Genomic DNA, 14,074 nt, shown 5'->3' with positions numbered 1-14,074 from the left:
GGTTACTCCGCCGCCTCCAACTCCACCTTGCACTCCGCCGCCATTGGCACGATGCCGAGGCGGGCGAACAGCGCGGCGTCCTTGTCGTCGCCGGCATTGCCCGCGGTCAGCAGCTTGTCGCCGGTGAAGATCGAATTGGCGCCCGCCAGGAAGCACAAGGCCTGGGTCGCATCGCTCATGCTCTCGCGGCCCGCCGACAGCCGGACCATCGCGCGCGGCATGGTGATGCGCGCCACCGCCACCGTGCGGACAAACTCGATATCGTCGATCTTGGCGAGCGGCGTGTCGGCCAGCATGTCGCCGAGCACGGTGCCCTTCACCGGCACCAGCGCGTTGACCGGCACGCTGCCCGGATGCACCGGCAGCGTGGCGAGCGCATGGATGAAGCCCACGCGGTCGCCGCGCGTCTCCCCCATGCCGACGATGCCACCGCAGCACACATTGATGCCCGCTTCGCGGACATGCTCCAGCGTCTCCAGCCGCTCCTCAAAGCTGCGGGTGGTGATCACCTCGCCATAGCGCTCGGGCGAAGTGTCGATATTGTGGTTGTAGTAATCGAGCCCCGCATCGGCGAGCGTCTTGGCCTGGTCGTCCGTGAGCATGCCCAGCGTCATGCAGGTTTCCATGCCCATCGCGCGGACGCCCTTCACCATCTCGACAATGGCGCCCATGTCGCGGTCCTTGGGGTTGCGCCAGGCGGCGCCCATGCAGAAGCGGGTCGAGCCATGGTCCTTGGCCTGCGCCGCCGCCTGCAGCACCGCGCGCGGATCCATCAGCTTGGTCGCCTTGAGGCCGGTATCGGCATGGACCGACTGGCTGCAATAGCCGCAATCCTCGGGACAGCCGCCGGTCTTGATCGACAATAGCGTCGAGCGCTGGACCTGGTTCGCCGGATGGTTGGCGCGGTGCACTTCGGCCGCGCGGAACACGAGTTCGGTGAACGGCAGGTCGAACAGCGCGGCAATCTCGTCGCGGGTCCAGTCGGTGCGGACGGGGGAGGATTCGAGGGTCAAGCAAGCAACTCCGGTGAACGGTTACGCCGCTCGGCATAGCGGGTGAGAGCCTCGGCGTAAAAGGGCGCGGCGCGACGTTCGTGCTCGCCGCTGCTGATGCCCGCGACGGACTGGGCGACGCGCGCGACGGCGGCGGTGCTCAGGCGGTCGAGCGGCTCGACATGGATGCCGATGGTGAACAGCACTGCCACGCTTTGGGGCAGGCGGCGCAGCGTCTGGCGCTCGCAGCGGACGAACAGCGTCGCGCCGGCATTCTCCGCTGTCACATGGGCGAAGCGGGTTTCGGGGGCGTCCTGCGGCAGGTAACGCCAGGCATCGCTCGCCACGACGAACCAGTTGGTGCGCCCGAAGATCGAATCCGGCTGGAGGGTCGCGAAGAAATGGTCGACACCCGACGCGAGCTGTTCCGCATAGCCGTGGATCGGCGCGTGGATCGGGGTGAGCGCGTGGCCGAGCTTTTCCGCGAGATGCCAGTCGGTCGGGAACGCCAGCGCGGCGGCGGTGAGGCGGTATTGGCCGGTTGCGTCGGGTGTAAGGATGCAAAGGTCTTCCCACACGCCGCTTGCCGCGGAGCGCATGGCGTCGACAGCACCATCGATCCTCCCCTGTAAGGGGAGGTGGCGAGCCGAAGGCTCGACGGATGGGTGTCCCCGGTCGAGCGATCGTCCGCCAACTTCAGCGTCTTCACCCCTCCGTCGCTGCGCGACACCTCCCCTTGCAGGGGAGGATGGAAGGAGCGCGGCAACCTCATCTACCGCAGCTTCCGCCTCCGGCAGCACCTGCACGCACTCCGGCTCAGCCGCAAACACCGCCGCGCGCGCCGCCATATCCGCCCCCGGCGTCAGCCATTCGTCCTCCGCCACCCGCACCAGCCCCATGCGCAGCGCTCCTCCGCCGCGAGCGCGCGGGATCAGCGCCTCGACGGAAAAGCCCAGGCTCATTCGGCGGCAGCCTCGAGCGGCGGCATATTGTGGCCAAGCAGGCGCAGCACATCCGCCGCGCACTCCACGACGTTGGAGCCCGGACCATAGATGCCCTGCACCCCCGCCGCGCGCAGCATCTCGTAGTCCTGCGGCGGGATGACGCCGCCGGCGATGACCTTGATGTCGCCCCGCCCCGCTTCCCGCAGGCCGCGGATCAGCTCCGGGATGAGCGTCTTGTGCCCCGCCGCGAGGCTGGAGGCGCCAACCACGTCGACGCCGCTGTCGAGCGCCAGCACCACGGTTTCCTCGGGCGTCTGGAACAGCGGGCCGCTGACCACCTCGAAACCCATGTCCGAAAAGGCCGAGGCGATCACGTTGGCGCCGCGATCATGCCCGTCCTGCCCCATCTTGGCGACGAGCAGCCGGGGCTTGCGGCCGAGGCGACGTTCTACGGCCTCGACGCCGCGCACGACCTCGGCCCAGCGGCTGTCCTCGGCATAGGGCGCGCCGTAGACGCCCTTTACCGGGGTCGGCTGGGTGGCATAGCGGCCAAACACGTCTTCCATCGCCGCGCTGATCTCGCCGAGCGTCGCGCGTGCCCGGGCGGCTTCGACAGCGAGCGCGAGGAGGTTGTTTTCCAATCCTCCCCTGGAAGGGGAGGTGGCAGCCGCGTCAGCGGCTGACGGAGGGGTGTCCTCCGGTTGAGAGGGTGACATCCCTCCACCACTCGCCTGCGGCGAGCGGTCCCCCTCCCCTTGTAGGGGAGGATTTTTTGCCGCTTCCCGCAGCGCGTCAAGCGCCGCCTGGCACGCAGCTTCGTCGCGCGCGGCCTTCACCCGCTGGATGCGGGCAATCTGGCCCTCGCGCACGGCGGCGTTGTCCACCTCGAGCGTCTCGAGCAGATCCTCGCTCGCCAGCCGGTATTTGTTGACCCCGACGATCACGTCCTCGCCGCGATCGACCCGCGCCTGGCGGGCGGCGGCGGCTTCCTCGATCATCGCCTTGGGCCAGCCGGCGGCGACCGCCTTGGCCATGCCGCCCTCGGCCTCGACCCGCTCGATGATCTCCCAGGCCTTGTCGACGAGGCTCTGGGTGAGGCTCTCGACATAATAGCTGCCGCCGAGCGGATCGACGACCTTCGTCATCCCCGTCTCTTCCTGCAGCACGATCTGGGTGTTGCGGGCGATGCGGGCGGAGAAATCGGTGGGCAGCGCAATCGCTTCGTCGAGCGCATTGGTGTGGAGGCTCTGGGTGCCGCCGAGCATCGCGGCCATCGCCTCGATCGTGGTGCGGATGACGTTGTTGTACGGGTCCTGCTCGGTGAGGGACACACCCGAGGTTTGGCAATGCGTGCGCAGCATCTTGGAGCGCTCGTCCTGCGCGCCGAGCTGCGTCATCACCCTATGCCACAGCACCCGTGCGGCCCGCAGCTTCGCCACTTCCATGAAGAAGTTCATACCGATTGCGAAGAAGAAGCTCAGACGGCCTGCGAACTTGTCGATATCGAGGCCCGAGGCGACGCCGTACTTCACATATTCCATGCCGTCGGCGATGGTGAAAGCGAGTTCCTGCACCTGGGTCGCGCCGGCTTCCTGCATGTGGTAGCCGGAAATGGAAATACTGTTGAATTTCGGCATCTTCGCGCTGGTATAGGCGAAAATGTCTGAAATGATCCGCATGCTCGGTTCGGGCGGGTAGATATAGGTGTTCCGGACCATGAACTCCTTGAGGATGTCGTTCTGGATCGTGCCTTCCAGCTTTTCCTGCGGCACCCCCTGCTCCTCGCCCGCGACGATGAAGAAGGCCAGCACTGGGATCACCGCGCCGTTCATCGTCATCGAGACCGACATCTCGTCGAGCGGGATGCCGTCGAACAGGATCTTCATGTCCTCGATCGTGTCGATCGCCACGCCCGCCTTGCCGACATCGCCGACGACGCGCGGGTGATCACTGTCATAGCCACGATGGGTGGCGAGATCGAAGGCGACCGACAGCCCCTTCTGCCCGGCGGCGAGGTTCCGGCGGTAGAAGGCATTCGACTCCTCGGCGGTGGAGAAACCCGCATATTGGCGGATGGTCCAGGGGCGTCCGGCGTACATCGAGGCACGCACGCCGCGCGTGAATGGTGCGAAGCCCGGCAGACCGGGATCCAGGTCCGCCACATCCGCTCGCGTATACAAAGGCTTGACGGGGATACCTTCGGGCGTTTCCCAAGTGAGATCCTTGCCCTTAACCTCTTTCGAAGCGGCGGCGGACCATTGGTCGAGCGGGGGTTTCTCGGTCATTCTCCGCGCTCCTGCGAAGGCAGGAGCCCAGGGTTGCAAGCGTATCGCCCGGGGCTGTGGGCTCCTGCTTTCGCAGGAGCACGGGTAGGATCAATGCCCGTCACGCGGCGTCTCCATGATCTCGGTAAGGATGCCGCCCATGTCCTTGGGGTGGACGAAGAAGATCGGCGTACCATGCGCCCCCATACGCGGTTCGCCGAGGACCTTGCAGCTCTTGCCCTCGAACCAGGCCTTGGCTTCGTGAATATCGGGCACCTCGTAGCAGAGGTGGTGCTGTCCACCCGCCGGGTTCTTGGCGAGGAAACCATGGATCGGCGACGCCTCGCCCAGCGGCTCGATCAGCTCGATCTGGCTGTTGGGCGTATCGACGAAGCACACCCTCACCCCCTGCGCCGGCAGGTCGAAGGGTTCGCGGATCACCTCCGCGCCCATCAGGTCGCGATAGAAGGCGATCGAGGCTTCGATCGACGGCGTCGCAACGCCGACATGGTTGAGACGGCCGAGTTTCATCGCAGTCCTCGATCAGTGCCGCATCACAGCGGAATGTTGTCGTGCTTCTTCCACGGATTTTCGAGCTGCTTGTTGCGCAGCTTGCGCAGGCCCAGCGCGATCCGGCGGCGCGTGGAGTGCGGCATGATCACTTCGTCGACGAACCCCTTGCTCGCCGCCACGAACGGGTTGGCGAAGCGCGCCTCGTACTCGGCGGTGCGCTCGGCGATCTCCTCGGGCGTCCTGCCCCGGAAGATGATCTCCACCGCGCCCTTGGCGCCCATCACCGCGATCTCGGCGGTCGGCCAGGCATAGTTGAGGTCACCGCGCAGATGCTTCGACGCCATGACGTCATAGGCGCCGCCATAGGCCTTGCGGGTGATCACCGTGATCTTGGGCACCGTCGCCTCCGCGTAGGCGAAGAGCAGCTTGGCGCCGTGCTTGATGATCCCCGAATGCTCCTGGCCGACGCCCGGAAGGAAGCCCGGCACATCGACGAAGGTAACGATCGGGATTTCGAACGCGTCGCAGAATCGCACGAACCGCGCCGCCTTCTTGGAGGCATTGATGTCGAGGCAGCCCGCCAGCACCATCGGCTGGTTCGCCACCACGCCCACCGTGCGCCCCTCGATCCGGCCGAAGCCGATCAGGATGTTGCCGGCATGGGCAGGCTGCAGCTCGAAGAACTCGCCCTCGTCGAGCGTCTTCCGGACCAGCTCGTGCATGTCATAGGGCTGATTGGCATTGGGCGGGATGATCGTGTCGAGGCTCTCGTCGATCCGGTCCCAGGGATCGTCGCACGGCCGCTCGGGCGGCGCCTCGCGGTTCGAGGCCGGAAGGAAGTCCACGAAGTCGCGGGCCGCGAGCAGCGCCTCGATATCATTCTCGAAGGCCACGTCAGCGACCCCCGACTTCGTGGTATGCGTCACCGCTCCACCCAGTTCCTCCTGCGTGACGATCTCGTTGGTAACGGTCTTCACTACATCCGGGCCGGTGACGAACATGTAGGACGAATCCTTCACCATGAAGATGAAGTCCGTCATTGCGGGGCTGTACACCGCGCCGCCGGCGCAGGGCCCCATGATCAGGCTGAGCTGGGGCACGACGCCTGAGGCGAGCACGTTGCGCTGGAACACCTCGGCATAGCCGCCGAGCGAGGCGACCCCCTCCTGAATCCGCGCGCCGCCGCTGTCGTTGAGGCCGATCACGGGCGCGCCGACCTTCATCGCCATGTCCATGATCTTGCAGATCTTCTGCGCGTGTCGCTCCGACAGCGAGCCGCCGAACACGGTGAAATCCTGGCTGAACACGAAGACCAGCCGGCCGTTGATCGTGCCCGAACCGGTGACCACGCCGTCGCCGGGGATCACCTGGTCCTGCATGCCGAAATCGGTGCAGTTATGCTCGACATACATGTCGAGCTCCTCGAAGCTGCCCTGGTCGAGCAGCACTTCCAGGCGCTCGCGGGCGGTCAGCTTTCCCTTGGCATGCTGTGCGTCGATCCGCTTCTGGCCGCCGCCCAGACGGGCAGCGGCACGACGGCGTTCCAATTCTTCGATCGTCGACGACATCGGCATTCTCTCCGTGGACGCGGCTTGTGCACCGGGCCATGCCGGCTTCGCAAATGCAATGTTGCAAAGTTGCGGGGCGTAGGTTTGCGGACTATGCGAACCCATGCCCAGCCAGCTCCCGCCCCTGCCCCGCCGCCGCCTGTTCGAAGGCTTTCGCCTGCGCGAGCTGCGGCGCCGCCTGAGCATTCCCCAGGCCGGCATGGCGCAGCGGCTGGGCATCTCCGTGTCCTATCTCTCGCAGATCGAGAATAACGACCGGCCGATCACCGACGGGGTGCTGCTGGCGCTGGCCCGCGAGTTCCCGGTCGAGGCAGCCGAGATCAACGGCGAGGGCGGCACCGCCGCGCTGCTCCGCGCGATCGACGCTGCGACCGACAGCAGCGTGCCCGCCGACCGGATCGACGAAGCCGATATCCGCCGCGGCATCGAGCAGCAGCCGCTGCTCGCCCGGCGGATGGTGGCGCTGCACGACGCCTATCGCCGCAGCCAGGAGCAATTGCGCGTGCTCGACGATCGGTTCGATACCGGCTCGGGCGATGCCGCGCCGCTCCCTTGGGAGGAAGTGCGCGACTGGTTCCAGGCCGAGGGCAATTACATTGACGCGATCGATCGCTCGGCGGAGTTGCTGGCAGACGCGCTCGCCCTCGATGACGACAATGTCATGCGCGCCTTCGAGGACCGGTTGCGGCTGTGGCACGGCGTCCGCGTGATCGGCGCGCAGGGCGACGGCAGCGAGCTCAGCCGCTTCGACGAGGGCGCACGGACGCTGGCGCTCAACCACGCCCTGCCCCCGGAAAGCCGTGCTTTCCTGCTCGCGCACCGGCTCGTCCGCTACGAATTCGCCAACGAGATGCGGCTGGTGATCGACCGCGCCGGGCTCGCGTCGGCGGCCGCGCGCGAGCTGCTGAGCGTCGGCCTCGCCAACTATGCCGCGGGCGCGTTGCTGATGCCCTATGGGCGGTTCCGTGCCGCCGCCTATGAGGTGCGCCACGACATCGACCGGCTCCGCCAACGCTTCGGGGTGAGCTTCGAGCAGGCCTGCCATCGGCTCTCGACACTGCAGCGACCCGGCGCGCAGGGCTTGCCGGTGTTCTTCTGTCGCGTCGACATGGCGGGCAATATCACCAAGCGCCACTCGGCTACCCGGCTGCAATTCGCCGCGCTGGGCGGCGCCTGCCCCTTGTGGATCGTCCATGAGGCAGTGGCGATCCCGGACCGGATCCTGGTCCAGCTCGCCGAGATGCCCGACGGCACCCGCTACGTCTCGATGGCCAAGGGGCTGGTGAAGCCCTCGGGCAGCTTCACCCGACCGCCCCGCCGCTATGCGGTGGCGCTGGGCTGCGAGGAAGCGCATGCCGCCGACTTCGTCTATGCCGATGCGCTGCGCACCGGTGGCGCGGCGACCCCGATCGGCGCCTCGTGCCGCATCTGTCCCCGTCTCGACTGCGACCAGCGCGCCTTCCCGCCCGCCGGATCGGTGATCGAGATCGATCCCGACCGCCGCCGCGCGGTGCCTTACGGCTTCCGCTGACGCTTGCCGCGCCCTCCCGCTTCATGGCATACCCAAAGCTCAAAAAAGAAATTTGGAGAGGTGCCATGGCAACCGCGATCGCCCCCGCTGCACAGGTGAGCGACGCCGAGTGGGAGGCGCGCCAACAGCTCGCCGCCTGCTACCGCGTGTTCGACATGCTCGGCTGGTCCGAGATGATCTACAATCATATCACGGTGAAGCTGCCGGACCAGGACGGCGCCTTCCTGATCAACCCGTTCGGGCTGCACTTCAGCGAGGTGAAGGCCTCCAACCTCGTCAAGATCGATATCGACGGCAACAAGCTCGACGACTCGCCCTATCCGGTGAACCGCGCCGGCTTCGTCCAGCATTCCCTCTTCCACCGCCATCTGCCCGATGCGCATTGCATCATGCATAGCCACACCACCGCCGGCATGGCGGTCGCGTCGCTGGAAGGCGGGCTGCGACCGACCAATTTCTACGCGTGCAACTTCATCGGCCAGATCGCCTACCATGATTTCGAAGGCGTCACCGTCCGCGACGAGGAAGGCGAGCGGCTGCTCGCCCATCTCGGCGACAAGCGCGTGATGCTGCTGCGCAACCACGGCATCCTCGCCATGGGCCGGACGCTGCCCGAGGCGTTCGTCAAGCACTGGGCGCTGCAGCGCGCGTGCGAGATCCAGGTCGCGACGATGAGCATGGGCCAGCCGATCGAGATCGCGCCCGAGGTCGTGGCCGTCCACCAGCGCGACGTCCATATGGCGCAGGTGCCCGGCGGCCCCGGTGCGGCGGACTTCGCGGCGATGGTGCGGCTGGTGGACCGCGTCGATCGCAGCTGGCGCGACTAGCCGAAGCGGAAGCCGCTTACCGCCCAGCCGAGCACATTGTCGCGATAGTCGCAGACGGCGGGCCCCTCAGCTCCCGCGCCGAGCGCGACCATCAGCGGCAGCAGATGCTCTTCGCGCGGGTGGGCGAATTCGGCATAGGGCAGCGCGCGCCACGCGATGATCCGCGCCTGGCGGCGAGCCGGGTCGGCATCGGTGGCGGCCGCTACCAGTGCGTCGTCCCAGGCATCGGCATAGGGGGTGACTTGCGGCCCCCGCGCCCGAAGGTTGTGGAAGCTCATTCCCGAACCTACGATCAACACGCCCTCGTCGCGCAACGGCGCCAGCGCCCTGCCGATCGCGACATGCGCGGCGGGATCGAGGTCTGCGCGCAGCGACAGCTGGACGAGCGGGATGTCGGCATCGGGCACCGCGACCTTCATCGGGATGAACACGCCGTGGTCCCAGCCGCGCTCGCGCTCTACGCCGGTCGGGAAGCCGGCCGCATCGAGCAGCGCCTTGGCCCGCAGCGCCACGTCCGGCGCACCAGGCGCGTCCCAGCGCAGCCTGTAGGTGTGCTCGGGGAAGCCGTAATAATCGAACAGCAGGGGCTGGCCGTCCCCGGCATGCACGGTGAGGTCGCGCTCCTCCCAATGCCCGGAGACGAGCAGGATCGCGCGCGGGCGCTCGGGCAGGCTGTCGATCAGCCCGGCGAGATAGGTCTGCATCGGCCGCCACATCGGATCGGGCGGACCGCCGGCCGGATCCATGAAGAAACAGGGGCCGCCGCCATGGGGCACGAAAAGCGCGGGTAGGGTCATGCACCGAATGTCACCCGCAGCGCGGCCTTCGACAATGCCGGTTTCGGAAACCCGTCGTTTCCCGCTAGGGTCGCGGCCATGACTCGGTTCACCGTCAACAACCAGCCGGTCCAGTACGACATGGATCCGCAGACGCCCCTGCTCTGGGCCTTGCGCGACGCCTCCAACCTCACGGGTACCAAATATGGCTGCGGCACCGGCGACTGCGGCGCCTGCACGGTCGACATCGACGGCGCCGCCCGGCTCGCCTGCCGCGAGACTATCGGTGCGATCGAGGGCACCTTCGTAACCACCATCGAGGGCCTGTCGCCCGATCGCAGCCATCCGGTGCAGCAGGCCTTCCTTGCCGCCAACCTCGTGCAATGCGGCTATTGCATCCCCGGCATGGTCATGGCCGCCTCGGTGCTGATCCGCACCAATCGCAACCCGTCGGAGGAAGACATCCGCCAGGGCATCCCCAATATCTGCCGCTGCGGCATCTATCCGCGGCTGGTCGCGGCGATCCAGGATGCGGCGCGCATTGCCCGCGGCGACCCGGCCGACGACGCCTGAATGCTTTCAATCTGCTGTCAGCACAGTTCAGAACCCGCTCAGCGTCGGGCGCGTATTCAGGCAGCATCGGCACGGCGACTTCGCCGCTGCCACCGGAGAATGGTTCGATGAAGAGGATGCTGTTGGCGGCGATCGCAGCCGCGACTGCACTGGTTCCCGCCGCCGCCATCGCGCAGGAGCGCAGCGAGCATCGCGGCAATGGCGGCTGGATGCGCCCCGACAACTTCCGTCCGCAGGGCGGCCAGGGTGGCCAGGGATGGCAGCGCCCGCAGGGGCAGCCCCAGGCGCAGCCGCAGGATCGTGGCAATTGGCAACGCCCTCAGGGCCAGCCCCAGAATGGCGGCAACTGGCAGCGTCCCCAGGGCAACCCCGGCTGGCAGCGTCCCCAGGGTGCACCGCAGGCAATGGACCGCGGCGAATGGCGCCGCCCGGAGGGCCAGCCTCGCCCGGCCTTCCAGCAGCCGCAGGGCACGCAAAGCCCCGTCCAGCCGCAGCGCGACTGGCGTGGCGGGCAGCGCCCCGACTGGCAGAACCGCGGCGATGTCCGCAGCCCGCAGTCCTTCCAGGATCGCCGCTGGGACGATCGCGGCCGCACGCAGTGGAACGGTACCCGCGACTGGGGTCGCCGCGACGGCAATCGCGGCTGGAACGATCGACGCGACTGGGATCGCGGCGACCGCTGGCGGGGCAACGGCGGTATCTGGAACAATGGCTGGCGCAACGACCATCGCTATGACTGGCGCGCCTATCGCGACTACAACCGCAGCCTCTATCGCCTGCCGCGCTATTATCCGCCGGCGCGGTGGAGCTATGGCTATCGCCGCTTCTCGGTAGGCTACCGTCTCGACAGCTTCCTGTTCGCGCAGCAATATTGGATCAGCGACCCCTATTCCTATCGACTGCCGGACGTCTGGGGTCCCTATCGCTGGGTCCGCTATTATGACGATGCGCTGCTGGTGGATGTCGACACCGGCGAGGTGGTCGACGTGATCTACGGCATCTTCCTGTAAGGCAGACGGGGGTCGGCAGCGATGCCGGCCCCTTCCGCTTGCAATCGCCGCGGCGGGCAGCAAAGAGTTCGCCCGTGAGCAAGAGCAACCCCAACAGCAAGGGATCGCCCTCCCCCGAACGGGCAAGGATCGGCCGCGAGGTCGCAGCGCGGCTGGACGCGAACCCGAACGTCCGACGCGCCAAGGTCGAGCTGGCGCAGGTCTACACCTATCCCGAATTCTTCAGCGACGCCGAGTGCGACATGCTGATGGCGCTGATCGACAGCAACGCCCGTCCCTCGACGCTGCTCGCCGCCACCGATGATCCCGACTATCGCACCAGCCACAGTTCGGACCTGTATCGCTGGTCGCCCGATGTGCTGGCGATCGACAACCGCATCGCCGATCTGCTCGGCATCCCGGTCGAGCATGCCGAGACGATGCAGGGCCAGCGCTATGCCCCGAACCAGCAGTTCCGCGCGCATTGCGACTATTTCCACGAAGACAGCGGCTATTGGGACAAGATGGTCGAGACCGGCGGCCAGCGTACCTGGACCGCGATGGCCTATCTCAACACCGTCGAGGAAGGCGGCGCCACCTGGTTCCCCCGCGCCGGCATCCGCTTCAAGCCCAAGCGCGGGCTGCTGCTGATCTGGAACAACATGCTCGCCGACGGCAGCCCCAATTACGACACGCTGCACGAGGGCATGCGCGTGGTCGAAGGCACCAAGTACATCATCACCAAGTGGTTCCGCGAGCAGGCCTGGATCAAGGCGCCGATCCAGACCTATCGCTCGGGCGTGGTCGACGCCGACTGAGCCTCAGGCGGCGCGCGGCGGCCAGAGCTGGCCCGCGCGCCCGCGCAGCACGTCCGCCAGCGTGTAGCGTCGCAGCACGTCCATGAACGCGCGCCGCGCCTCGGCGAGCACGCCCGGCAGGTTGCAGCCGCGTGCCAGGCGGCAGCCCGTGCAGTCGACCATCGCGCAGCGCGGTTCGGTGAGATCGACCACCACGCCGATGTTGATCTCCGCCGGATCGCGCGCCAGCCGGATCCCGCCGCCGCGCCCGCGCACCGCCTCGATATAGCCGGCATGGGCGAGACCATTGGCGATCTTCATCAGATGCGTGGCGGAAATATCCTGCTCCTCCGCCACCGAGGCGATCGAGACGCGCCCTTCCCCGCTGCTGCCAAGGTGGATCAGCAGACGCAGCGCGTAATCACTGTGGCGGGTCAATTGCATGCAGAATCTTCTTAGTTGGCAAGTTCTGCAGATGCATGCGGAAGACTACGTATATTTGACAAGCGTCAAAGTGACGGCGCCGGGCGCCCAATAACTGGAATCCTGTATTCAGCTTTATTGGAGACCGGCGATGTACTGCGTCCAGTGCGAACAATCGAACAAGGGTGGCTGTGCCGCCAGGATGGGCTCCTGCGGCAAGACCGCGCAGGTGGCGGAGTTGCAGGACGTGCTGCTGCGGCTGTTGCAGGGCATTTCGGTCTATGCCGATGGCGCCGCGGCCATGGGCGCCCGCGATGCCGAGGTGGATGCGTTCACGCCGCATGCCTGGTTCACCACGCTGACCAACGTCAATTTCGACGACACCCGTTTCGTGCCGCTGATCGCGCGCGCCTTGTCCATGCGCGGTCGCGCCCGCCGGCTGGCGGAGAATGCCGGCGCCGATCTGACCGCCCTGCCCGAGCCCGCGCTGTGGAGCCCCGGCACCACGCCGTCCGAGCTCGCCGCCGCGGCACCCTTCGCCGCGATCCAGCGCTTCCTGGACCGCGACGGCCCGAGCATCGTCGGCCTGCGCGACCTGATCCTCTACGGCCTGAAGGGCACCGCCGCCTATGGCGAGCATGCCCGCGTGCTCGGCTTCGAGGAGGACGCGATCAGCGCCGAGTTCCACCGCATCGCCGCCTTCCTCGCCACCGATCCCACCGATGTCGACGCGCTGCTCGGCAACGCGCTCGCCATCGGCGCGCTCAACCTCAAGGTGATGGAGCTGCTCGACGCCGCCAATACCGGCCGCTTCGGCCATCCCGAGCCCACGGTCGTGCGCATGACGCCCAAGACGGGCAAATGCCTGCTCGTCTCCGGCCATGACATGAGCGACCTGGAGGCAATCCTCCAGCAGACCCAGGGCACCGGCATCCAGGTTTACACCCATGGCGAGCTTCTGCCCGCAAATGCTTATCCTGGCTTGAAGAAATATCCGCACCTCGTCGGTAATTACGGCGGCGCCTGGCAGGACCAGCAGAAGGATTTCGACTGCTTTCCCGGGGCGATCGTGATGACCTCCAACTGCCTGATCAACCCGAACCTCAAGGGCTATGGGGACCGCATCTTCACCGCAGGCCCGGTGGGCTGGAACGGCCTCCCGCACCTCGTCGACCACGACTTCACGCCCGCTATCGCCTGCGCGCTCGCCCAACCCGGCTTCGCGGAGAACGCGCCCGAGCAGACGATCACGATCGGCTTCGGCCGGAATACGGTGATGGGGGTCGCCGACACGCTGCTCGGCATGATCGGCAAGGGCGAGGTGAAGAACCTGTTCCTGATCGGCGGCTGCGACGGCGCGCGGCCGGGGCGCAACTATTTCCACGACCTCGCCATGGCGACGCCCAAGGACAGCCTGGTCCTGACCCTCGGCTGCGGCAAGTTCCGCTTCAACCGCGAGGAGCTTGGCACCATCAACGGCATTCCGCGGGTACTCGACATCGGCCAGTGCAACGACGCCTATTCGGCGATCCGCATCGCCACGGCCGTTGCCGAGGCGCTGAACGTCGGCGTCAACGACCTGCCGCTCCATTATGCGATCAGCTGGTTCGAGCAGAAGGCGACCGCGGTGCTGCTGACCATGCTCCACCTCGGCCTGCGCCGGATCCATCTGGGTCCCACGCTGCCCCAGTTCCTCACCCCCGAGGTGCTCGGCATCCTGATCGACAAGTTCGACATCCGCCCGACCGGCGATGCCCAGGCCGATCTGGCGCAGATGCTCCAGGCCGCCTGAGAAGTCCGGCCCCCGCCCGCTTGGCAGGGCGGGGGTTCGGCGCATCCCCCTCGACATTCGGGCACCCCCCGGCCACATCGGGGGC

Annotated in this window: 13 protein-coding genes; 6 read left to right on the top strand and 7 right to left on the bottom strand. The window is 67.1% G+C overall.

Translation table 11 applies throughout. The features are described 5' to 3' along the window. Positions 1-2: 2 nt before the first annotated feature. The 5 genes from bioB to BM009_RS06865 all read right to left on the bottom strand — a co-directional run bounded on the left by bioB (position 3) and on the right by BM009_RS06865 (position 6,281). A complete protein-coding gene (gene bioB, locus BM009_RS06885) occupies positions 3-1,013 on the bottom strand; it encodes a biotin synthase BioB (protein WP_093294968.1) in 1,011 nt (336 codons plus the stop codon). After that, positions 1,010-1,954 carry a heme-dependent oxidative N-demethylase family protein gene (locus BM009_RS06880; protein ID WP_093294967.1) on the bottom strand — a complete coding sequence of 315 codons (945 nt, stop codon included), beginning with the start codon at positions 1,952-1,954 and terminating at the stop codon, positions 1,010-1,012. The genes bioB and BM009_RS06880 overlap by 4 nt, the downstream gene beginning before the upstream one ends. Continuing rightward, the gene (gene scpA, locus BM009_RS06875) at positions 1,951-4,221 is read right to left on the bottom strand and encodes a methylmalonyl-CoA mutase (protein WP_093294966.1); all 2,271 of its coding nucleotides are present in this window, start codon (positions 4,219-4,221) and stop codon (positions 1,951-1,953) included. The genes BM009_RS06880 and scpA overlap by 4 nt, the downstream gene beginning before the upstream one ends. A gap of 90 nt (positions 4,222-4,311) precedes the next feature. After that, a complete protein-coding gene (mce, locus tag BM009_RS06870) occupies positions 4,312-4,731 on the bottom strand; it encodes a methylmalonyl-CoA epimerase (protein ID WP_093294965.1) in 420 nt (139 codons plus the stop codon). 23 nt (positions 4,732-4,754) lie between these two features. Then, positions 4,755-6,281, bottom strand: a complete 1,527-nt coding sequence (locus BM009_RS06865) for an acyl-CoA carboxylase subunit beta (RefSeq protein WP_093294964.1) — start codon at positions 6,279-6,281, stop codon at positions 4,755-4,757. 103 nt (positions 6,282-6,384) lie between these two features. Here BM009_RS06865 and BM009_RS06860 point away from each other — a divergent pair, with 103 nt between their 5' ends. Beyond that, complete coding sequence (locus tag BM009_RS06860) at positions 6,385-7,812, top strand: helix-turn-helix domain-containing protein (protein WP_093294962.1); 1,428 nt, start codon at positions 6,385-6,387, stop codon at positions 7,810-7,812. 65 nt (positions 7,813-7,877) lie between these two features. Next, positions 7,878-8,639, top strand: a complete 762-nt coding sequence (locus tag BM009_RS06855; protein ID WP_093294961.1) for a class II aldolase/adducin family protein — start codon at positions 7,878-7,880, stop codon at positions 8,637-8,639. On the opposite strand, the gene BM009_RS06850 is transcribed toward BM009_RS06855, so the two are convergent. Further along, on the bottom strand, positions 8,636-9,436 hold the full coding sequence (locus BM009_RS06850; RefSeq protein ID WP_093294959.1) for a DODA-type extradiol aromatic ring-opening family dioxygenase: 801 nt from the start codon (positions 9,434-9,436) through the stop codon (positions 8,636-8,638). The genes BM009_RS06855 and BM009_RS06850 overlap by 4 nt on opposite strands. A 78-nt stretch (positions 9,437-9,514) precedes the next feature. Between BM009_RS06850 and BM009_RS06845 the strand changes: the two genes are divergently transcribed. From BM009_RS06845 to BM009_RS06835, 3 genes are all read left to right on the top strand, one after another. Continuing rightward, positions 9,515-9,988, top strand: coding sequence for a (2Fe-2S)-binding protein (locus BM009_RS06845; protein ID WP_093294958.1), 474 nt, complete (start codon positions 9,515-9,517; stop codon positions 9,986-9,988). Positions 9,989-10,095: 107 nt separating this feature from the next. Next, a complete protein-coding gene (locus BM009_RS06840) occupies positions 10,096-10,998 on the top strand; it encodes an RcnB family protein (protein WP_093294956.1) in 903 nt (300 codons plus the stop codon). A gap of 74 nt (positions 10,999-11,072) precedes the next feature. After that, on the top strand, positions 11,073-11,795 hold the full coding sequence (locus BM009_RS06835) for a prolyl hydroxylase family protein (RefSeq protein WP_093294955.1): 723 nt from the start codon (positions 11,073-11,075) through the stop codon (positions 11,793-11,795). Between the two features lie 3 nt (positions 11,796-11,798). Here the strand turns inward: BM009_RS06835 and BM009_RS06830 are convergent, their stop codons facing one another. After that, entirely contained in the window at positions 11,799-12,218 is a 420-nt protein-coding gene (locus BM009_RS06830) for an RrF2 family transcriptional regulator (protein ID WP_093294953.1), read from the bottom strand. Between the two features lie 130 nt (positions 12,219-12,348). On the opposite strand from BM009_RS06830, the gene hcp reads away from it, so the two are divergent. Further along, the gene (gene hcp / locus BM009_RS06825) at positions 12,349-13,989 is read left to right on the top strand and encodes a hydroxylamine reductase (RefSeq protein WP_093294952.1); all 1,641 of its coding nucleotides are present in this window, start codon (positions 12,349-12,351) and stop codon (positions 13,987-13,989) included. The last annotated feature ends 85 nt before the right edge of the window (positions 13,990-14,074 follow it).

This window comes from Sphingomonas sp. NFR04 (genome assembly GCF_900114095.1).
GTDB lineage: Bacteria > Pseudomonadota > Alphaproteobacteria > Sphingomonadales > Sphingomonadaceae > Sphingomonas.
This window is presented reverse-complemented; position numbering and strand designations above follow the sequence as displayed.